19 protein-coding genes are annotated in these 18,316 nt (G+C 46.3%); 9 read left to right on the top strand and 10 right to left on the bottom strand.

Annotated elements, in window-relative coordinates; all coding sequences use genetic code 11:
- Positions 1-121: 121 nt before the first annotated feature.
- Positions 122-484: a winged helix-turn-helix transcriptional regulator gene (locus AC1XTG_RS05245; protein WP_484841269.1), complete on the top strand. Its 363-nt coding sequence runs from the start codon at positions 122-124 to the stop codon at positions 482-484.
- On the opposite strand, the gene AC1XTG_RS05240 is transcribed toward AC1XTG_RS05245, so the two are convergent.
- Entirely contained in the window at positions 456-1,706 is a 1,251-nt protein-coding gene (locus AC1XTG_RS05240; RefSeq protein WP_484841268.1) for a condensation domain-containing protein, read from the bottom strand. The two genes, AC1XTG_RS05245 and AC1XTG_RS05240, sit on opposite strands and share 29 nt — an antisense overlap.
- A gap of 196 nt (positions 1,707-1,902) precedes the next feature.
- On the opposite strand from AC1XTG_RS05240, the gene AC1XTG_RS05235 reads away from it, so the two are divergent.
- Positions 1,903-3,162 carry an MFS transporter gene (locus tag AC1XTG_RS05235; protein WP_484841267.1) on the top strand — a complete coding sequence of 420 codons (1,260 nt, stop codon included), beginning with the start codon at positions 1,903-1,905 and terminating at the stop codon, positions 3,160-3,162.
- Between the two features lie 76 nt (positions 3,163-3,238).
- A complete protein-coding gene (locus AC1XTG_RS05230) occupies positions 3,239-4,402 on the top strand; it encodes a hypothetical protein (protein WP_484841266.1) in 1,164 nt (387 codons plus the stop codon).
- Here AC1XTG_RS05230 and AC1XTG_RS05225 read toward each other — a convergent pair.
- The 3 genes from AC1XTG_RS05225 to AC1XTG_RS05215 all read right to left on the bottom strand — a co-directional run bounded on the left by AC1XTG_RS05225 (position 4,384) and on the right by AC1XTG_RS05215 (position 6,198).
- Positions 4,384-4,935: a dihydrofolate reductase family protein gene (locus AC1XTG_RS05225; protein ID WP_056279771.1), complete on the bottom strand. Its 552-nt coding sequence runs from the start codon at positions 4,933-4,935 to the stop codon at positions 4,384-4,386. The genes AC1XTG_RS05230 and AC1XTG_RS05225 overlap by 19 nt on opposite strands.
- A gap of 82 nt (positions 4,936-5,017) precedes the next feature.
- Entirely contained in the window at positions 5,018-5,614 is a 597-nt protein-coding gene (locus AC1XTG_RS05220) for a class I SAM-dependent methyltransferase (RefSeq protein ID WP_484841265.1), read from the bottom strand.
- 50 nt (positions 5,615-5,664) lie between these two features.
- The gene (locus AC1XTG_RS05215) at positions 5,665-6,198 is read right to left on the bottom strand and encodes an antibiotic biosynthesis monooxygenase (protein WP_484841264.1); all 534 of its coding nucleotides are present in this window, start codon (positions 6,196-6,198) and stop codon (positions 5,665-5,667) included.
- Between the two features lie 206 nt (positions 6,199-6,404).
- On the opposite strand from AC1XTG_RS05215, the gene AC1XTG_RS05210 reads away from it, so the two are divergent.
- Complete coding sequence (locus AC1XTG_RS05210; protein ID WP_484841263.1) at positions 6,405-8,864, top strand: ABC transporter permease; 2,460 nt, start codon at positions 6,405-6,407, stop codon at positions 8,862-8,864.
- Positions 8,865-8,982: 118 nt separating this feature from the next.
- Complete coding sequence (locus tag AC1XTG_RS05205) at positions 8,983-9,870, top strand: PDDEXK nuclease domain-containing protein (protein ID WP_484841262.1); 888 nt, start codon at positions 8,983-8,985, stop codon at positions 9,868-9,870.
- A 153-nt stretch (positions 9,871-10,023) separates the two neighbouring features.
- Here AC1XTG_RS05205 and AC1XTG_RS05200 read toward each other — a convergent pair whose 3' ends face one another.
- Entirely contained in the window at positions 10,024-11,703 is a 1,680-nt protein-coding gene (locus tag AC1XTG_RS05200) for a hypothetical protein (protein ID WP_484841261.1), read from the bottom strand.
- Positions 11,704-12,086: 383 nt separating this feature from the next.
- Between AC1XTG_RS05200 and AC1XTG_RS05195 the strand changes: the two genes are divergently transcribed.
- The 3 genes from AC1XTG_RS05195 to AC1XTG_RS05185 all read left to right on the top strand — a co-directional run bounded on the left by AC1XTG_RS05195 (position 12,087) and on the right by AC1XTG_RS05185 (position 13,863).
- Positions 12,087-12,374, top strand: coding sequence for a hypothetical protein (locus AC1XTG_RS05195; RefSeq protein ID WP_484841260.1), 288 nt, complete (start codon positions 12,087-12,089; stop codon positions 12,372-12,374).
- 112 nt (positions 12,375-12,486) lie between these two features.
- Entirely contained in the window at positions 12,487-13,443 is a 957-nt protein-coding gene (locus AC1XTG_RS05190) for a hypothetical protein (protein ID WP_484841259.1), read from the top strand.
- The gene (locus AC1XTG_RS05185; RefSeq protein WP_484841258.1) at positions 13,444-13,863 is read left to right on the top strand and encodes a ribosomal maturation YjgA family protein; all 420 of its coding nucleotides are present in this window, start codon (positions 13,444-13,446) and stop codon (positions 13,861-13,863) included.
- A 17-nt stretch (positions 13,864-13,880) separates the two neighbouring features.
- Here AC1XTG_RS05185 and AC1XTG_RS05180 read toward each other — a convergent pair whose 3' ends face one another.
- The 3 genes from AC1XTG_RS05180 to AC1XTG_RS05170 form a co-directional block, all read right to left on the bottom strand.
- Positions 13,881-14,909 carry a toxin-antitoxin system YwqK family antitoxin gene (locus AC1XTG_RS05180; RefSeq protein ID WP_484841257.1) on the bottom strand — a complete coding sequence of 343 codons (1,029 nt, stop codon included), beginning with the start codon at positions 14,907-14,909 and terminating at the stop codon, positions 13,881-13,883.
- Positions 14,910-15,045: 136 nt separating this feature from the next.
- A complete protein-coding gene (locus AC1XTG_RS05175; protein ID WP_484841256.1) occupies positions 15,046-15,459 on the bottom strand; it encodes a nuclear transport factor 2 family protein in 414 nt (137 codons plus the stop codon).
- Between the two features lie 106 nt (positions 15,460-15,565).
- The gene (locus AC1XTG_RS05170) at positions 15,566-15,814 is read right to left on the bottom strand and encodes a hypothetical protein (protein WP_056279755.1); all 249 of its coding nucleotides are present in this window, start codon (positions 15,812-15,814) and stop codon (positions 15,566-15,568) included.
- 132 nt (positions 15,815-15,946) lie between these two features.
- On the opposite strand from AC1XTG_RS05170, the gene AC1XTG_RS05165 reads away from it, so the two are divergent.
- Entirely contained in the window at positions 15,947-17,584 is a 1,638-nt protein-coding gene (locus AC1XTG_RS05165) for an ABC-F family ATP-binding cassette domain-containing protein (protein WP_484841255.1), read from the top strand.
- 27 nt (positions 17,585-17,611) lie between these two features.
- On the opposite strand, the gene AC1XTG_RS05160 is transcribed toward AC1XTG_RS05165, so the two are convergent.
- Both AC1XTG_RS05160 and AC1XTG_RS05155 read right to left on the bottom strand, forming a co-directional pair.
- Positions 17,612-17,971: a phage tail protein gene (locus AC1XTG_RS05160; protein ID WP_484841254.1), complete on the bottom strand. Its 360-nt coding sequence runs from the start codon at positions 17,969-17,971 to the stop codon at positions 17,612-17,614.
- A gap of 35 nt (positions 17,972-18,006) precedes the next feature.
- Positions 18,007-18,315 carry a phage tail protein gene (locus AC1XTG_RS05155; RefSeq protein WP_484841253.1) on the bottom strand — a complete coding sequence of 103 codons (309 nt, stop codon included), beginning with the start codon at positions 18,313-18,315 and terminating at the stop codon, positions 18,007-18,009.
- Between the last annotated feature and the right edge of the window lies 1 nt (position 18,316).

Raw genomic sequence — 18,316 nt, 5'->3', positions numbered from 1 at the left:
TGTTTTTGTGTAGGACAAATTTCAGCACAATGCTTCCTGCTGACAAGTACGGATTTACGATTCAGATAGGGATAAATTTGTCCCTATTGAACTACTGGGGGCATATATTTACCTTTGTAATATGTATGAAAGAAAGACAATGCCCAACCTGAATTGCGGGCTCGACCTGATCGGAGAGGTGCTGTATGGCAAATGGAAAATTCGGCTTTTGTGGTTTATCCACCAGGGCTTTCAACGCCCCAGCGAGCTGCAACGGAAAATTCCGGATGCCTCCCGCCGGGTGTTGAATGTGCAGTTGAAGGAGCTCGAAAATCACGCGCTGGTCGGCAAAATCATTTATCCCGTCGTACCGCCAAAAGTCGAATATTATCTCACCGATTTTGGGAAATCACTCATTCCGGTCATCGGCGCCATCGGGCAATGGGGCGACGAGAATGATCAGCGCTTGCGGGAGCTTATCGAAAAGAACATACTGTCTTCGTAACCACATTTTCCTGACACGCTTTTTCAAGTATTTGCTCCATTTCCAGAAGCAACCCGGGAACTGGCGTGTCGCTGGTGTTGGTGAGGCAGAGCTGGCCATTGGTAGTTAATGCACCAATCGTCTGTTCCATCCCTTTGCCGGAGCGCACCATCGGGCCGTACAATGCTTCCAGTTTCAATGGCCCGAAATCCGTTTTGTATCTTACCCTGACGAGGTTGGTAAACATAATGTGATGGTTAAATGCCTGTTTCAACGCATCCAGCATTTGCTGCATATCATTGTGGCCGAAGACAATGTCACGGAAGAATGACAAATAACCGGTTGTATATTCAGCGGAACTTGTGCCGCCGAGCCCGGCCTTCGCCAATCGGGCCAGATCCCAAAAGGATAGGTAACGCTGGTTTTCGAAAAACACGGATTGCGTGGTAATGTTTAGTCCGAAATTATCATCCAGATCCAGCGCTCCCCGTGTACACACGGGCGAAACCAACTCCATGCGTGTCTCGTCCCACTCCGGGCGTAACTTCCTGGAAACCATAAGTACCGCAGCACAAATGGCGCCATGAACACTTGTGTTTTCCTGCCGCGCACGTTCCAGAATGTCCTTTGTCAGGGTTTCAGAAAAACGGTGTGAGGTAACCAGCGGATGGACCACATCCGTCTTCATTTTCAATTCCAAAACGTGTTCTGCGATCTGTTCTGGCAGATCTTCCGGCATATCGAGCGTCTCGTCATTGGACACTTGCGGCTCCATGAGTGCAAGCTCGTTGCCGGTAACAGCCAGCAAAATGTCCCGCGTTAAACAGCTTAATGATGTGCCGTCGGCGACGGTGTGGTTTGCGGCCAGGATCAGGACGGTGCGATCGGTCTTTTGAACCAAAACAATGCGCAAAAGCGGGCCTTCCTGCGTGTTGAACCTTGTCGAAAGCTCTTTTTCAACCTCCTGTTCCCAGCGGTAATGCTGCTCGGCGTGCACCACGCGAAGCGGAATGTGCAGGTTATCAACGTGCTGCAAGGTTGGTCTCCCCAATTCATCCAGCGCAACGCGCACCGAAAGGTTCGGGTGCCGATGCTGCGCCAGGTCAATGGCTTTTCTCCATTGGTCAACAGGTTGTGTTCCTGAGATGTCGGCGGCCAGACAAAAGTCCTTGGAATCGATCTGATCCAGCAGCCAAAACGTTTTTTCGAATGCACCTAATGTGCGGTTCTGTTGTCTTTGCATTTGCATTTAGTTAAAATGACAGGAGCGGCATTAAACCGCTTCCCTTGAACTGAATGCAAAATTGGAAGACTGAACTGCGGGAGAGAATGGACAAAAGTTGATGAGTCAGGTACATTTCTCCCAAATCGGACACCTTATTCTTGGCAAGCTTTTATAAGCTTTATGAAGAACCAAGCTGCCCCATTAACAAAACTTCATGAAGATTGCCGCGTTGAGTACTTTTGAAAGCCGGAATTACAGATTATTTTTTGCAGGACAAACCATTTCACTTTTAGGAACGTGGATGCAGAAAACGGCTGTCAGCTGGGTGATTTACTCGCTGACGCATTCCAAGTTTATGCTCGGTGTTAGCATTTTTGCAACCCTGTTCCCGTCGGCAATGCTTACTTCGCTGGGCGGCGTGGTTTCAGACCGTTACAACCGGTATCGCGTATTACTGATTACTCAGGTACTATCTATGGTTCAGGCGCTTACACTAACGCTCGTGGTGTTTTTCAAGCATTATGCCGTTTGGGAAATCATTGCGCTGAGTGTGGTACTGGGACTGATTAATGCATTTGATGTGCCCGCGCGGCAGTCCCTGGTGTACGAGCTGGTGGACGATAAAAAGAACCTTCCCAATGCGCTGGCGTTGAATTCTTCCATGGTCAATCTTTCCAAACTGATTGGTCCCGCTATTGCTGGTGTCGCTATCGAGCGTTTTGGCGAGGTGGTCTGTTTCGCGGCCAATACATTCAGCTTCCTTGCCGTGATCGGTTCGCTGCTGTTGCTCAGGTTACCTAAGTTCACACCTATAAAACATACCAAAAATATTCTCAGCGAGCTGGGCGAAGGTTTGACATACATCCGGCAGACACCCGAAATCCGCTACATTATCATTATGCTGGCGATGGTAAGTCTGCTGGTACTTCCTTTCACCAGCCTGATGCCCATTTACGCAAAAGACATTTTCCGGGGCACCGCCTCCACATTCGGTCTGCTCGACAGTGCAATTGGTTTCGGCGCATTATGCGGGGCGTTTTTCCTGGCGACTTTGCCGCCCGGAACCAACCTTAGCCGGATACTCGCGATCAACACATTCGTTTTCGGTACGGGACTGATCCTCTTTTCTTACACCAGTCTGTACGCGCTCGCGCTCGTGTTCATTGCGATTGGCGCATTCGGGATGATGTCGCAAACCACGATCAGCAATACGCTGATTCAAACCCTGGTGGCTCCTGCCATGCGCGGCCGGGTGATCAGCATTTTTGTGATGGCCTACTCGGGCGGCGTTCCCATCGGCAGCCTGATCGTCAGCTATCTATCGCAGCACATCGGCGTGCAGGCCACCGTGCTGGGGCAGGGAATTTTGGCATTGCTCATTGGCATCATGCACGTAAGATATCTGAAAAAGAACAAGCCCAAACAGCGCGTGGTACCTACGAATAGCTTAAATGCGGAAATTCCGCAGGTTTGAACCTGGGTATTACAAAACCCGAAACTTCGTACCTTTCAGCCCGATTTCAACTTCAATTTGACATTTTACTCCCAATATGTTCCTTTTCAAAGCAGCTCCTATTTTTCTATTTTCTTTACTTTTTTCAGTCACATTCGCTCAGCCATCTTCCAAAGGTATATCAGCAAAAGAAGCTGCTGCTGAGGCGGAAAAGGTGATTTTAGATTACAAAACAAAATACCAGTCAACCGCCAAGGCAGATTGGGAAAGTGGTAAGATTCAGATTGGACCCGATAGCCTGTTGTTTACAGTAAAAGTTTTTGGTGAAAAGCCGGCGGATGGCCGCGCTATGTTCATTTCCCTGCATGGCGGCGGCAATGGGCCTGCTTCTATGAATGATCAGCAGTATAAAAATCAGCAAAGACTCTATAAACCGGCCGAGGGCGTCTATTTTGTGCCGCGCGCACCATCGAATACCTGGAATATGTGGCACCAGGAGCCGGTAGATGGTCTGCTCGAAAGGGCTATTCTGGATGCTGTAATAATAGAAGGTGTTAATCCGAATAAGGTATATATCATGGGCTATTCGGCTGGTGGTGACGGTGTATATCAGCTCGCGCCACGTATGGCAGACCATTGGGCCGCAGCAGCGATGATGGCTGGGCACCCGGGCGACGCGGCGATTCTGAACCTGCGGAACGTTCCATTCTTCCTGGCCGTGGGCGAAAAAGATGCTGCTTACAACAGAAATGCATTATTAACCGAATGGTCCAACCGCCTCGACTCACTCCAATCGACCGACAAAGCCGGCTTCGTGCATGATGCGCATTTAATGGCCGGGATGCCACATTGGATGAAGCAGCAGGATACGATCAGCGTGGCGTGGATGGCGAAATTCAAGCGCAATCCTTATCCGCAGAAGATAAACTGGGTTCAGGATGATGCAGTACGGAAACATTTTTACTGGCTCTCTGTTCCGCAGAGCTCTGCCGTGAAAGGCCATACCATTTTTGCATCTTACCAAGGCCAGGAAATTGACATTCAGCGCAATGATACCGATACCTTATACATTCACCTGAATGACAACATGATGAATCTGGACAAACAGATCACGATTAAGCAAAACGGAAAAGTGATTTTTAAAGGAAAAGTAATCCGCAGAAAAGAACTGATGCAACAGTCTTATGCGGATCGAAAAGATGCGGATTATGTGTTCAGCAGCCGCGTAATGGTCGTGAAAGATCAGGCCCGCGCATATTGATGCGCCACGCATCCGTTTTGAAATTGAATGGTATTCACCAATTTTAAAACAAGCTTGTCGCCGAGCAAATCAGTATCGAGCAGCCGCCGGCCCTTTCCCGCTATGACGGGGTGAACAACGATATTGAATTCATCAATCAACCCCGCCGCAATCAAATCCGGAAGCAGACTTACACTATCTACTGAAATCTTCTGTCCGGGAAGTTCTCTTAGTTTCAAAAGCTCTTCCACGGGGTTCGAGCGGATGATGCGCGTGTTATAATCGGCGGATTCTAATGTTTTTGAAATCACCACTTTTTCAATGGCTGTGATTTTTTCACCAAACCGTATTTCGTCCGCAGAACCGGTTTGATTTTTCGCCACATCAGACCAATAGGGAAACATCAGCTCATACATGACCCGCCCGAAAAACAATAGATCCACATCGTCCATCAGGTGTGTGAAATAATCATGTAACTCCGCGCTCGGAATGCCCAGCGTATGATCGCAATATCCGTCGATGGTCACATTCATGCTGAATGATAGCGTTCTCATGGTTTGTTGGTTTGTTGTAGATCAAAAGTAGGGGTTGTCTATGTAAACCAGGGAGGTGATCCGGGACAAAAGTCAGGGCTTATCAGGCCAAATTCGTAGCGGTTTTGACAGCCGAATAATAGTGGTTCTCACCTTCATCCTCAAACTCTTCAGTCACCGTAAGCCCCACCGCTGTCAGCAACTCCTTATACTTTTCCGAGCCAAGCGAAAAGGATTCTTGCAATGTAATCACATCCTCCCAGCGCGCCTTCTGGGCTGGCGCGGTGAACAAAAGTTTTCCGCCCATTTGCAAAGCGTCCGCCATTTTCCGGATTGCTACTTCCTGAATTTCTTCCGGCAATAAAAACAGCAATCCCCATGCAAGGATCGCATTGAACTGCCGGCTGAAAAATGAAGAATCTTCCACCGCTTCGCAAGCAATGGGAACGTGCGGAAAGTTTTGTTTGAAAGCCTGCACCAAAGAAGGCGACGCATCCAGCGCATAGACATTCAAACCTTCGTCTACCAATACCTTGGTAATGGGCAACCCCGGCCCGCATCCAACATCCAATACTGTGGCATCAGCAGGCAAAGTTTTGGCCCAGTGACGGACGGACGTGGTACCAGTAGCATTGCCGGCCCGGGCGCGGTTGGTGATGAAGGTGGCAGCGTTTTCTTCGTAGCCGTTTGCTTTGTGCATATGGTTATTGTATTCAAGATTCGAACTTCGATAGATACTGATTACCAGCTTCATTTTTTCTGTGAGCTTCCGGAAAGCCACGGTTTAAGCAACTTCGTCACCTGTGGCATCACCACCCACGTCAGCAAGCCCACCATACACGCGGCAATGATCAAAGTCCTGAGCACCGGGTGAAGTCCCTGGATGTATTGACCAATGGTGTAAAACAGCAACAGACTGGTAGGAAACACGCCGCAAAGCGTAGCTACCGCCATTTTCCACCTTGGCGGGGGAACCGGTGAACGAAACCAGGCTTCCAGTCCGGTAAGCTCGCGGTACACCGGCTCTTCCGTCAGTGTCGATGCATAAGCCTCCCAATCTCTGAAAAGCTGCGAATTGTAAAAAGCATCCCGCTCGGCTTCATCCGCGAAAGTGCGCAGTATCCCAACTTCCCGGCTTTCGCTGCCCGGAAGCGCCGTCATCATGGATGCGCCATGCACACCGCCATGCAAAAACGAATCGCCCAGAAAACGCCGCAGCGCATCTTTGAATTCCTCTTCTTTTCCGGGAAGTACTTTGCGGGTAATGGCTACGTGAATGGGCATGGGTGGTGTTTTGTTTTGATTAATACGTAAAAATAAACACAAAGAAATGAATCAGATCGTGACAGTACAATGGCGCAGAGCAATGTCCATTATCGAACAGCCTATGTTCCTTGCCGGACAGCCGATAGCGCAAATTTGGACGCTTTCGCAGCTTTTTTAAGTGGTACACATTTGTTCAGCTTCGCGGTAATCTTATCGCGCGAACAATGATCAAAAACTACTTCACCGTCGCTCTCCGCACGCTTGTCCGGAACAGGCTTTACACCGCTCTGAATGTGGCCGGCCTTACTTTCGGGCTGACTTGCTTTCTGCTCATCGGCCTCTATCTTTTTGATGAACTGACATTCGATCAGCAGCATACCCATGCGAATCGCATTTACCGGGTTGTCGAACACAAGAATGTGAAAGGTGAGGAGACCACCATCGCGGCGGCGAGCTTTAAACTCGCGGAAGTGTCCAAGCAAAGTATTCCCGAAGTGGAAAACACAACGCGCATGAGCCGAATCGGGAGAGCGAACCTGGTGAACCCGCAGAACCCGGTCAACTTTCAGGAAACGATTACCATAGCCGATGAAAACTTTCTTGAAATATTTGATTTTCCATTGATTTCCGGTGATAAAAGAACCGCATTGAAAGAGCCGAATTCGATTGTTATCAATGAAGAACTGGCAACGCGGCTTTTCGGGAGCACGCAGGTACTGGGCAAACAGCTTCAATGGAGTTACCTCGACACGCCGCACAGGATCACCGGTATTCTGAAAAATCATCCTAAAAATTCCAGCTTTACATTCAACAGTCTTATTTCCGAAAATACCAACTCGGACGAGTTCAAGAATATAGCCGCCACCGACTGGTTATCCAACGGTTTTTCTGTTTATGCTTTACTGAGAAACGGCGCGATGCCGGAAACTGCCGCCGCTAAGATGACCAATATGGTCCTCGCCAACTTCAAACCCGAACAAGGTACGCGGCTGCATTTCAGCTTGCAGGCTTTGAAAGACATGCACCTGCATTCGGAAAACATCGTCGACGGCGCCAGAAACTCGAATGTCGAGCCGATACCGCAGGGAAATCTGGGCTATGTGAGGATGTTTTCATTTGTGTCGCTGTTTGTGCTGTTCATCGCTGGCATTAACTACATGAACCTTTCCACCGCCCGGGCGTCCAACCGGGCTAAGGAAATCGGTGTGCGTAAGTCGATCGGTGCAGTACGGCATAATCTGGTTTATCAGTTTCTGTTTGAAGCCTTGTTAATTACCAGTCTGGCGTTTGTATTGGCTGTTCTTTTTCTAAACCTGCTGCTGCCGCCATTTAACAATTTTGTAGAAAAACAGCTTTCCTTCGATTTATCCACCAACTATCGTGTCTGGTTGTTGGCCGTCAGCGCGACAGTGTTGATCGGCCTTATTTCGGGCAGTTACCCGGCCCTGCTGCTCTCGGGTTTCAAGCCGGTGGCTTTATTAAAAGGCATGAAAATCAACCAAAGCGGCAGTTTGGGATTACGGAAAGGATTGGTTGTGTTTCAATTTACGGTTTCGATCGTGCTCATTATCGGGACGATCGTGCTTTATCGTCAGGTGAAGTTCATGAACAACACTAACCTTGGCTTTAACAAGGATTTGCTCGTGGTGATCGACGTCAACACGGGCAAGGCCAGAAGCGCTTCCGAAGCGATCAAAGCCGAAATGGCCGCGATACCGACTGTGAAAAGCGTGTCGCTCACTTCCCGGGTGCCCGGCGAATGGAAAATGTACCAGCGCGTAAAGGTCAATGCCCAGGGCAACCGCACCGAGCCGGAGGTGGCTTACTTTTTCGGGGCAGACAGGGATTTCCTGAACACTTTTGACATAAAACTGGCACAGGGCCGCAACTTCGATAACCTTTCCGACTCGTCTTCGGTACTGCTCAACGAAACCGCCGCCAGGCTGCTGAACATCACCAACCCCGCCGGTCAGTTTGTCGAAATACCCGTCGCTTCGTCGAATGGCACTGATTTTGAAGCTGTCTTTTCTAACGGAACGCCATTTAAGGCAAAGGTGGTGGGCATTGTTAAAGACTTCCATTTCCAATCATTGAAGGAAAAAATCGCTCCGCTGGTTTTGGGTTATAATCGAAATCCTGTTCACCCCATTGATTACTATACTGCCCGAATCGAACCGGCCAACATTCCGGCCACGCTGAACAAGTTGAAGTCCGTTTTGCTCCGCGCCGACGCGGACGAACCATTTGAATACCACTTCCTGGACGAGCAGCTCGCCCGGTTTTACATGGAAGACTCCCGCCGCCAGACGCTGATGATCTGGACCGCCCTCGCCGCCATTCTCATCGCCTGCCTCGGACTGTTCGGCCTCGCTACCTATTCCGCCGAGCAGCGCGTCAAAGAAATCGGGATCCGAAAAGTACTCGGCGCCTCCTCATTCAGCCTCGCCACGCTCCTTTCCAAAGATTTCCTGAAACTGGTACTGATCTCCAACCTGATCGCCTTCCCGCTGGCCTGGTGGTCGGTGAACCAATGGCTGCAGGAATACGCCTATCACGTGAATCTTGAATGGTGGGTTTTCGCCCTGGCCGCATTGTTGGCAATTGTAATCGCGGTGCTGACGGTGAGCTACCAGTCGGTGAAGGCTTCGCTGGTGAATCCTTTGGAAAATTTGAAGGGGGATTGAAGGGGGCATTTTGGATAGCGTCGCCTTATAGTGCTCGAATGCAGTTGTTCAAAAATTTCGAATAACTTACATCGCTCACTAGGCACAAACGAGATTAATTCTATTCACACTAGCATTTATGAACAAAGACAAAGTAAGCCCACTTAGCTTTAACGAAGCAGACTACAAGGAAATACTTGACCAGGCAATCAGCCAGATTCGGGCGGCGCGTATACACCTCGCACGTCAGGTTAATAGCAGCAGACAATCTGTTTATTGGAATTTAGGAAAGTTGCTTTCGGAAAGGCAGCTGGAAGAAGGTTATGGCAGTGGAGTTGTCAATCAATTATCTACTGATCTGAAAAACGAATTTCCGGATATGGGGTTGTCCCCGCGGAATTTGTGGAATATGAAACGCTTGTATGTGCGCTATTATCAGGCAGATACAAAACTGCTACAAGCCGTAGCAGTTTTGCCGTGGGGACATAATTTGCTCCTTCTCGATAAATTACAATCTCTCCAAGCCGCAGAATTCTATGCCAGTGAAGCCGCGAGCAAAGGATGGTCGAGAGATTTGTTGCTGAATGCCATTAAAATGGACACTTATAGTCAGGCGCAAAAGCAACTTAAAACACACAATTTCAATCAGACGCTGCCCGAGGCGCACGCCGACTATGCCAACGAAGTTTTCAGAAGCACGTACAATCTCGGATTCCTGGGTGTAACAGAGCCCATAAAAGAGTTAGAGCTGGAAAACAGGCTGATTGCCAAAATCCGAGCGTTTATACTGGAACTGGGCAGAGGATTTAGTTTCATTGGCAACCAATACAGGCTTGAATACAATGGCAAGGAATATTTTGTAGATATGCTCTTCTTCCACCGCGGCCTGCGTTCACTCGTGGCGATTGAATTAAAAATCGGCAGTTTCAAGGCGGAATACGTAGGGAAAATGAATCTATATCTTTCCTTGCTCGACCGTCTGGAAAAAAGTGAGAATGAAAATCCTTCTATCGGCATTCTCCTTTGAGCAGATAAGGATCATCTTGATGTCGAAATAGCTTTGCAAGATATTAACAAACCGATTGGCGTGGCGGAGTATCAGCTTTTGTTGCCGCAGGCTGAGTTGCAGAGGTTGATATTAGACGAGTTCAATTCGTAGACCTATTTCGGCTATTTGTCTCTATAACTGATTCATTGGAGGAATGTCTAGATTAAAATCCTTTTTCATTTCAGTAAAATTCAGTTTCCATTGATCTCCTAACGACCGATGTTTTAGGTAAGCAGAAAAAGATTTGTTTGAAACGTAATAATGATGCATATGATTCTCGACGTCATACTTTTTCCTGTTCTTTCGTGCAAATGAAAAATAATCTGAAATCAAATTTGTAAGCTGTGAGGGGCTCTTTTTGAAAAGTGCAAAGTATTCAATTAAAATATTTACGTTAAGTAACGTCACTGGCTTGACTATGTGCTTTTTTGTATCAATGCCCGAGAGCATTGAACTGGATTTCTGATTTACATAGTAGTTAACACCGCTAACATCAAAAACACTTTCTGAATATATTATCATAGGGAAAATTCTTAACTGGGTATTAGGTTTAATTTTCAGTTTTTTTGTGAGTTCTGAGCCATCCTCAATCAAGTTGTTAATCTGAACTACCAGCTGCGGCACACCTTTATTTTTCGAATCTGTACCTTTTGCCGAAAGTAAATTCTCATCGATAACGGATTGGAATGCAACAAAATCCATGTCTTCCAATGTTTTTGCATGAATCTTCGTATTTTTAACTTCAATTATTAAAACACAATTATTCGACGACTTTATAATAAAATCTTGATACTTTTCTGTACTAACAATAATTTGATTTTGTCGATAAAATGTTTGAGTTAAGTATTCTTTTACTAAATATTTTTCAAAATACATTAGCCCTATGTATCCCTGAAATGTATCGTATGAAGCAAACATACGATCATTCTTTAAGGAAGTTCGTTTATATAGGAGATAAAACAATCCTTGGTCAATAGGGTATTGGAAAAAATTGTAATCTATTATTATGACATCCGAACCAATGCGATAAAAGGGCTTTGGAATTATATCCATATTAACTGATATGTCTTTCTTCCTACTTAGTGTTGACATATTCATTGTAAACTCTGACAATAACTTTGCGGGCATTCCTTCGACGTTTAGTATGTGATTCCCTAATTGCTCCTTGGATGATATAATCCTAAAAATATCCAAGAAAAACCTACCAAATAACCAAGGATTAGCTATCTCATAGTATTCGCAGAATTCAGTGCATGATTTTCTGAAATCTTGACTGTCACTTAAAAACTTTGCGATGAAGGCGAATCTAATCATAGAAAATATTTTGAAAAAATCCGATCTTATGTAATGTTGCTGCTGGATATCTAATTTAAAAATACCTGCAAAGGTATCTAGCTGAGTTCGTGGATTAGTTAGAAAATATCTTTCATTGAAGATTAGTATGGTCTTAAACAGATCGCTGCCAAATTGAATATTATAAAAAGCAAGCTTGGCGTCAACTTCTACAAAATTTTCCAAACAAGCTTTAATTAATTGACTAATTGCGGGCGATGCAAAGTAAGCTCCACCTTTAAGATTTGTAGCTGATGAAAGTTTTGTATGATCCTTGCCCGGAAATATGACATCTAGCACTGCAGCAGTGTGATGCTCTATCCTTGGTTCCTGATATAGCAATGCATTTATTTTAGAAAGGCAGAGTATGAGATAATCAGTGGGGTATTGCCTAACAAATATCAAATCGTCCTCTGGTAAACTTTCTCCCATCTCATCCGTATAGGTCCGGATTAGTATGTATTGGTCAGATAAGTTCATTATAATAAGCAGTTTATTTCAACGCTTTGATACGTTTTTGGGAATACAAGATACGCTGTTTCAAAGTACTTTGATCACAACATGCTCTTGTTAAAGTCATCTACCGATGATAGGCTTATTACTTTTGGAAAGCGGATGTTTGAGTATTGTCGCTCTGATCCGCATTATCTTCCCACAGCTCTTAGGAAGTACTATTTCGTTTAAATCTTTCTCCTATATTTGCCCCGCAAACGTTTACAAAATTTATATGAACAAACAACCAAAACGCAGGCCAGAAATGGCACTGGAGAAGCAAAGGGGTGAAAGTCCCTCGACCTGCCAAAGTTCGCTTTGTAGACGTTTGCGGTGACTTCTCCTTTCTTTTCATCCAATCCATTTTCACAATGCAAACGTCTAATGGAAAAGGAGTTGACTCGAATGCAGATTCAGTCAACCCAACGCACGATGCACGTCACGCATCAAACGCTAGCACTCCGCTGACAGATTCACAAGCCGAGTTTTGGTACCTCATCGAATGTCAGGGCTGCAACGAGCTGGCGCATTCGCTTAAAATGGTGCACGATCTGGCGCTTTATCATTCGGATGTCCCGTTTAATGGGGCCGAAAAGTCGGCGCTGTTTGATGTGAACTTACTGGTGGAAGGGTTTCAGAAAATGGCTGGGAAAATTTAGGAATTGGAGGACTGTTGGCGACAGTCCTTTTTGGTTTTTAGATCATCCGCCGAGCATATAAATCAGCTCATCTTTTTGGTTTACTAAGAAGTCTTTCAAATCTTGCATTCACATGAAAAGACTCTTACTCCTGGTTATCGTAAGCCTTGCACTGTACGCATGCGGCCGGTCTGAACAATATTTTCTCGATGAATCTATTCCTCGGTTGCAGTCGCCAATTAATCAAATTGCTCATTTACGTACCAAATGGCGGGACGGTAACCACATTGAGACGGTTTTTTATGACCATCGGGGCCGGGTCATAGAGGCATTTACTTTTGGACAGTCGTCTTCGAAAGAACTGCATTATTATGAAGGCGATCAGAGGAAGAAAAGCATCTACTATTCACATGGCGAGAGCTCAACACCCGGTTATGTATCCATTGATACCGTGCGCCGTGATTTTGACGCAAACGGCAGGCTGATACTGGAATACCACGCGACGGCTTCATTGCCCGAATCAACAGCAGGCTCTAACCAAAGTTCTTACAAGCGACATTTCAAGTATACTGCGAGCGGAGATACACTAACCAAGCTGGAACCTCAACTGACCGAGATTGATACTCCCTTAGTAAATATTGATCATTGGGAACGGAACATGAAAAGTCAATTGGTGCGCCATTACCAGCTCTATGTACTTCGTGGGCCTGATGCTACACACCCGCATACGGTCAATCATTATTCACAAAGGTTTGCCTACGACCCGAAGGGAAGATTAAAACTTGCGTGGTTTGACAGTATGTACCTTGGCACATTCTACTTAGCCGCGGGTCCGGATACTATTTGGTACTATTATAATGCACAAAATCGGCTAACCGAAGAGCGGCATTTATACTCGACCGATATGCGAAATAAGCGGGAAGTGGACACAACCAAGCTGTCGCGCCGAGATAGTGAAGTGGTTAACTTATATAGAAAGAACTTCATTAACAATGAATATGGATGGAGCAACCGGAAGTATGTGATTAAGTACAAATACGAAAAGTTTGATCCTGCAAAGCACGGGCGGCTCATTATACCTACCAGCTAAATGGAAGACAACACTTCTTCACGGGTCTTTTACCGAAATCGCATACTTTACAGCTTCCTCACAGCCAGCGTCATGCTCGTCGGCTTTTTGTCACGCCGCCTGCTCGGGCAGTATGCATTCGTTAAGCTGTATGTCGGCGATGCATTGTGGGCGATAATGGTGTTTTTTGGCTTTGCATTCGTTTTTCGCAAGTGGCCTACGTGGCAGGTGGCTGCTGCGGCGCTTGGATTTTCGGTGTGCATTGAACTCAGTCAGCTGTACCACGAGCCGTGGATCGATGCGATCCGAAATATGCCGCTGGGCGGATTGATACTCGGTTTTACGTTCGTTTGGAGCGATTTGGTTTGTTATAGTATAGGAGTTGGGCTTGGCGTGATGGTGGAAATTTTAATAATTAAGCCTGTAAAGAAACTTGCCTGAACCAACAATGCGGACCCTCACCGCCTGGGAATGTGCAGATTGATCTGCTTTCCATTTTCGTCATAATCCCAGGACCTGGTAGGGTTACCGTCCCAGTCGTATTCCTGATAGTGGCCTCGTTCCTTGTCGCCTTTGTGGTGCTGGATATTCTGAACCTGCCCGTTTTCGTGGTAAAACACGGATGTATAATTTTTATCTTCCAGGTGATAAATGTTTTCGTGCTGTATCACACCCGATCTCGAATATTCCCGCGACAATACGATCTTGCCATCGTAATCATAAAGTGCCTCCATCCAAACCTGAACACGGCTGTGCGCCTTGCGAAGCGAATCCTCCGTTTTGTAAAATTCCCTAATCAGGAATTCTTTCTCCCGACCGGTGATCGTGGTATCGTAATAGAATCGCGACATGTTGATCAGAAAACCTTTTCGGTAGAAGGCTTGCCCCTTCAACTGGCCTGAAGGATAATACCATTCAGACTTCCCCTGCAAAGAATCGTTCACAAAATTTTGCCTGCCCCATATCTTTCCGCTCGGGTGATATACCGTCTGAATGCCATTTTTAAGGTTATTCTGGTATGTTTCTTCTACTTCAACTTTGCCGTCGGGATAATACGCGCGGCTTATTCCATCGCGCTGCTGCTTTTGGCTGCGACTGTATAATTGCCTCAAATCTTCCAGTTCCTGAATGCCGCGTTTGTAATGCCAGTCGCGAACGCCCGCCTTGTCCCGGTACCGGACATCCCGGTCGCAAGCGGAGATTTTCAGCTTACCGTTATCTGTTTTTGCAAATATCACCCATTCGTCCCCGACCTCAATACCCATGTCACAAGACGATTGCACGTTGCTTTCAATCACATTCGCAATGTCCTTCCCCTTAAATTTCTCTATAATACTGAAACCCAGGATCGCGTTCCGAAAAGGAGTTGAATCCGCGGGCGGATTAATGGTTTCAGAAGTGACTTTTACCAGCGCAACAAACTCGTAGTCTTTTAAATCCTCAACGGACTTAATTCGTTTGAAATCATTGATGCAACTACATGCCATTAAGCTTGTATGCAGGCTGAAAAAGATTAGAGTCAGGGATATGCAGCAGTTTTTTAACATGGTACTTTCGGAATTCTTTTACCAAAAACTAAACGATACATCGAGTTTCACATTAACGCCGATGGAAGGCGCTAATTCAATGAGGCCAGTTTGTTTTTTGGTACAAGTAAAAATTGATTAGAAACTCAGTGAACCGCAGGCTCCAGCATAACGTACAAATGCGCGGCTTGCCATTTTCAATGATGAAGAAATCCATACTCTGCATTATATCCGGCTTTTCTTTTGTACCAATATGTCCATACAAACGCGCTCCATTTTGCGTGAAGTTCATGGGCTGCGCTGCACTGAAAAGAAAATCGGGATCTTGCGCGTAAAGTTTTCCGATGAAATCTGAAACTTCGGCCAGGCTCTGGAAAACAGTATCCTGATCGTACATTTTAATGTCGTCTGCGTAGATCGTTTTCAAAAGTATATCTCTCTTTTCACGATCTCTTTCGTTCCAGGCCGAGACGTGGTTTTCCTGTAATATCTCTGCGAATAGGGTATCCATAAGTGAAGGTTTTTTGTGTCCTCGCCGCACCTTTTGTAATTGCATGGACCAGCTCTGCAAGGTTCTCCGGATCCAGTGCAATAAAGTTAACTACCAATCACAGCTGCTAACACCCAGAATACTCCGGCCGGAACATGCCATTAAGGGCAGCGATTGTTTTTTCTACAATCTTCGTCCCGTCTCTTAGTACAATGTAAGGGTTCGGATCATCAGCGTGGATTTCCTCTATCACTCCCTCAGCCCGTTCCAGCCCATTGATATCCAGGATCATTTCTGCTTTTGCTCCACGGTTTTTGATATCTGTCAGCATTTCCATGAAGCTCTCATTTACTGATAATGTCGTGCGTAAGTCCATATTTTAAGATCGCTGTTTATTTAAAAGAAACATCATATTCCTGTTTAAAAAACATCCTTAAATAACAATTAATTCAATGCAGTTGGTCAATAATCCTATCATCGTACCTTTGCGGCTTCAAAAAATGAGACGATGATTACAGTTGAGAATTTGGCCGTTGAATTTAGCGGTTCTACGCTTTTTAGCGAAGTTTCTTTCGCTATTAATCCTACCGATAAAATTGCCCTGATGGGCAAAAATGGAGCAGGGAAATCTACGATGATGAAGATCATTGCGGGCGAACAAAAAGCCAATCGCGGCCACGTTCGCGCACCCAAGGACGCTGTAATCGCGTATTTGCCGCAACATTTACTGACCGAAGACAACTGTACTGTTTTCGAGGAAGCGGCCAAAGCATTCAAGCAGGTGTTTGAAATGCGTACCGAAATGGAACAACTCAATCACGCGCTCGAAACCCGCACCGATTACGACAGTGACGAGTACATGGCGATCATTGAAAAGGTGACCGAAATCGGTGAGAAATATTACCAGCTCGAAGAAGTCAATTATGACGCAGAGGTAGAGAAAGCATTGAAAGGACTGGGCTTCCGGCCCGAAGATTTTCAGCGGCAGACCAAGGAATTCAGCGGAGGCTGGCGGATGCGCATTGAGCTGGCCAAGATACTCTTGCAAAAGCCAGATTTGATTTTGCTCGATGAGCCTACTAACCACATTGACATTGAATCTGTGATGTGGCTGGAAGATTTTCTGGTGAATAAATCCAATGCAGTAATGGTCATTTCCCACGACCGTGCATTTATCGACAACATTACCAACCGCACCATTGAAGTGACAATGGGACGGATTTTTGACTACAAAGCCAACTATTCGCATTACCTGGTATTGCGTGAAGAACGCCGCTCTCACCAGATCAAGGCATATCAGGAGCAGCAAAAAATGATTGCGGACAACATGCAATTCATCGAACGCTTCCGCGGGACTTACTCCAAAACCAACCAGGTATCTTCCCGCGAACGCATGCTGGAAAAACTGGAAATTATTGAAATCGACGAAATCGATAATTCAGCGCTGAAATTACGTTTCCCGCCTTCGCCACGATCAGGCGATTATCCCGTAACTGTGAAAGATGTTTCCAAATCCTACGGTGATCAGGTGGTGTTCAAAACCGCGAGCATGACGATTTCCAGAGGTGAAAAAGTGTCTTTTGTAGGACGAAATGGAGAGGGTAAATCGACGATGATCAAAGCCATTATGGGGCAGATCGATGTAGAAGGTACCTGCCAGCTGGGGCATAATGTCAAAGTAGGCTACTTCGCACAAAACCAGGCCGCATTGCTGGATCCAAACCTGACCATTTTCCAAACCGTAGACGAAGTCGCAGAAGGCGACGTAAGAACCCAGATCAAAAATATCCTGGGCGCATTCATGTTTCAGGGAGAGGATATTGATAAAAAAGTGAGCGTATTATCAGGAGGAGAAAAAACGCGGCTTGCCATGGTGAAGCTGCTTTTGGAACCTGTAAACCTGCTGATTCTCGATGAGCCTACGAACCATTTGGATCTAAAATCAAAGGATGTTTTAAAAGAAGCACTAAGGAACTTCGACGGCACATTGGTGCTCGTTTCCCACGACAGGGACTTTTTACAAGGCTTATCTCAAAAGGTTTTCGAATTTAAAGACAAACGCGTGATCGAGCATTTTGAGACGATCGATGCGTTTTTGGAAAGGAATAGAATTAAGAGTATTGCGGATTTGCAGTTGGCGAAGTAGCTGATATCAATGGGTTAATCCTTCGTTTCAACAAGGTCCTCCCGGACTCACTGGTAACTTGCCTTTCAAAGCAATGCAAAAACAGGTAGATCCATACTTTTGCAGGCCAGAAGTTGGCTGCACGTTTCTTTCCAGACCAAGTGGGCGCGAGGATGCATTAACCAATGCGAGGTTCAAGCAATGCAATTCGATCTGCACGGGTTTGCGGCCTGCCAGGTTGGGGAGCGCGAATGTGGCATGACCGTCGCCGCCGAATGTCGTGCCCAACAGTTCAAACAAGGCGGGATGCTCCGCGATACGCATTTCCCGGCCGTCGCACCAGGCCCAGCCTTCCGGTGCGACTCGGGAAGAGATGAATTTGATTTCAGCTATAAAAGGCTCTTCCATTTTGAGACTGTAATGTTACTGGAAAGACGTTTTTATTACTGGCTTTTGGGGGAATAGATCCCGTAAAGTGAAATGATGTAATTGACGTACAAATAAGGCTCATCGCTGCTAAATGGCCTTTCTCCATTTCCCGGGCCTTCGTCCTGATGGATTGGCAGGCGACCGCGGAGATCGGGCAAACCGAATGTTTCCCGGCCGTCGCCGCCATAAGTAGTTCCGAGCAGGTTGAAAAGAAAATGGTTTTCAGCAATGGAAAGCAGCGACCCGTCGCAGAACATCCAGCCGTCGGGAGCGGATTTGCCAGCGAACATTTTGATCTCACCCACGTAAGGATAGTTCATCATG

The sequence above is a fragment of the Dyadobacter sp. HNCC25DJ183 genome (genome assembly GCF_056895175.1).
This window is presented reverse-complemented; position numbering and strand designations above follow the sequence as displayed.

What these genes read in the sequence shown, in the direction of transcription:
- AC1XTG_RS05245 (WP_484841269.1), top strand. Translation starts at nt 122, where the DNA reads ATGTATGAAAGAAAGACAATGCCCAACCTGAATTGCGGGCTCGACCTG.
- AC1XTG_RS05240 (WP_484841268.1), bottom strand. Translation starts at nt 1,706, where the DNA reads ATGCAAAGACAACAGAACCGCACATTAGGTGCATTCGAAAAAACGTTT.
- AC1XTG_RS05235 (WP_484841267.1), top strand. Translation starts at nt 1,903, where the DNA reads ATGAAGATTGCCGCGTTGAGTACTTTTGAAAGCCGGAATTACAGATTA.
- AC1XTG_RS05230 (WP_484841266.1), top strand. Translation starts at nt 3,239, where the DNA reads ATGTTCCTTTTCAAAGCAGCTCCTATTTTTCTATTTTCTTTACTTTTT.
- AC1XTG_RS05225 (WP_056279771.1), bottom strand. Translation starts at nt 4,935, where the DNA reads ATGAGAACGCTATCATTCAGCATGAATGTGACCATCGACGGATATTGC.
- AC1XTG_RS05220 (WP_484841265.1), bottom strand. Translation starts at nt 5,614, where the DNA reads ATGCACAAAGCAAACGGCTACGAAGAAAACGCTGCCACCTTCATCACC.
- AC1XTG_RS05215 (WP_484841264.1), bottom strand. Translation starts at nt 6,198, where the DNA reads ATGCCCATTCACGTAGCCATTACCCGCAAAGTACTTCCCGGAAAAGAA.
- AC1XTG_RS05210 (WP_484841263.1), top strand. Translation starts at nt 6,405, where the DNA reads ATGATCAAAAACTACTTCACCGTCGCTCTCCGCACGCTTGTCCGGAAC.
- AC1XTG_RS05205 (WP_484841262.1), top strand. Translation starts at nt 8,983, where the DNA reads ATGAACAAAGACAAAGTAAGCCCACTTAGCTTTAACGAAGCAGACTAC.
- AC1XTG_RS05200 (WP_484841261.1), bottom strand. Translation starts at nt 11,703, where the DNA reads ATGAACTTATCTGACCAATACATACTAATCCGGACCTATACGGATGAG.
- AC1XTG_RS05195 (WP_484841260.1), top strand. Translation starts at nt 12,087, where the DNA reads ATGCAAACGTCTAATGGAAAAGGAGTTGACTCGAATGCAGATTCAGTC.
- AC1XTG_RS05190 (WP_484841259.1), top strand. Translation starts at nt 12,487, where the DNA reads ATGAAAAGACTCTTACTCCTGGTTATCGTAAGCCTTGCACTGTACGCA.
- AC1XTG_RS05185 (WP_484841258.1), top strand. Translation starts at nt 13,444, where the DNA reads ATGGAAGACAACACTTCTTCACGGGTCTTTTACCGAAATCGCATACTT.
- AC1XTG_RS05180 (WP_484841257.1), bottom strand. Translation starts at nt 14,909, where the DNA reads ATGGCATGTAGTTGCATCAATGATTTCAAACGAATTAAGTCCGTTGAG.
- AC1XTG_RS05175 (WP_484841256.1), bottom strand. Translation starts at nt 15,459, where the DNA reads ATGGATACCCTATTCGCAGAGATATTACAGGAAAACCACGTCTCGGCC.
- AC1XTG_RS05170 (WP_056279755.1), bottom strand. Translation starts at nt 15,814, where the DNA reads ATGGACTTACGCACGACATTATCAGTAAATGAGAGCTTCATGGAAATG.
- AC1XTG_RS05165 (WP_484841255.1), top strand. Translation starts at nt 15,947, where the DNA reads ATGATTACAGTTGAGAATTTGGCCGTTGAATTTAGCGGTTCTACGCTT.
- AC1XTG_RS05160 (WP_484841254.1), bottom strand. Translation starts at nt 17,971, where the DNA reads ATGGAAGAGCCTTTTATAGCTGAAATCAAATTCATCTCTTCCCGAGTC.
- AC1XTG_RS05155 (WP_484841253.1), bottom strand. Translation starts at nt 18,315, where the DNA reads ATGATGAACTATCCTTACGTGGGTGAGATCAAAATGTTCGCTGGCAAA.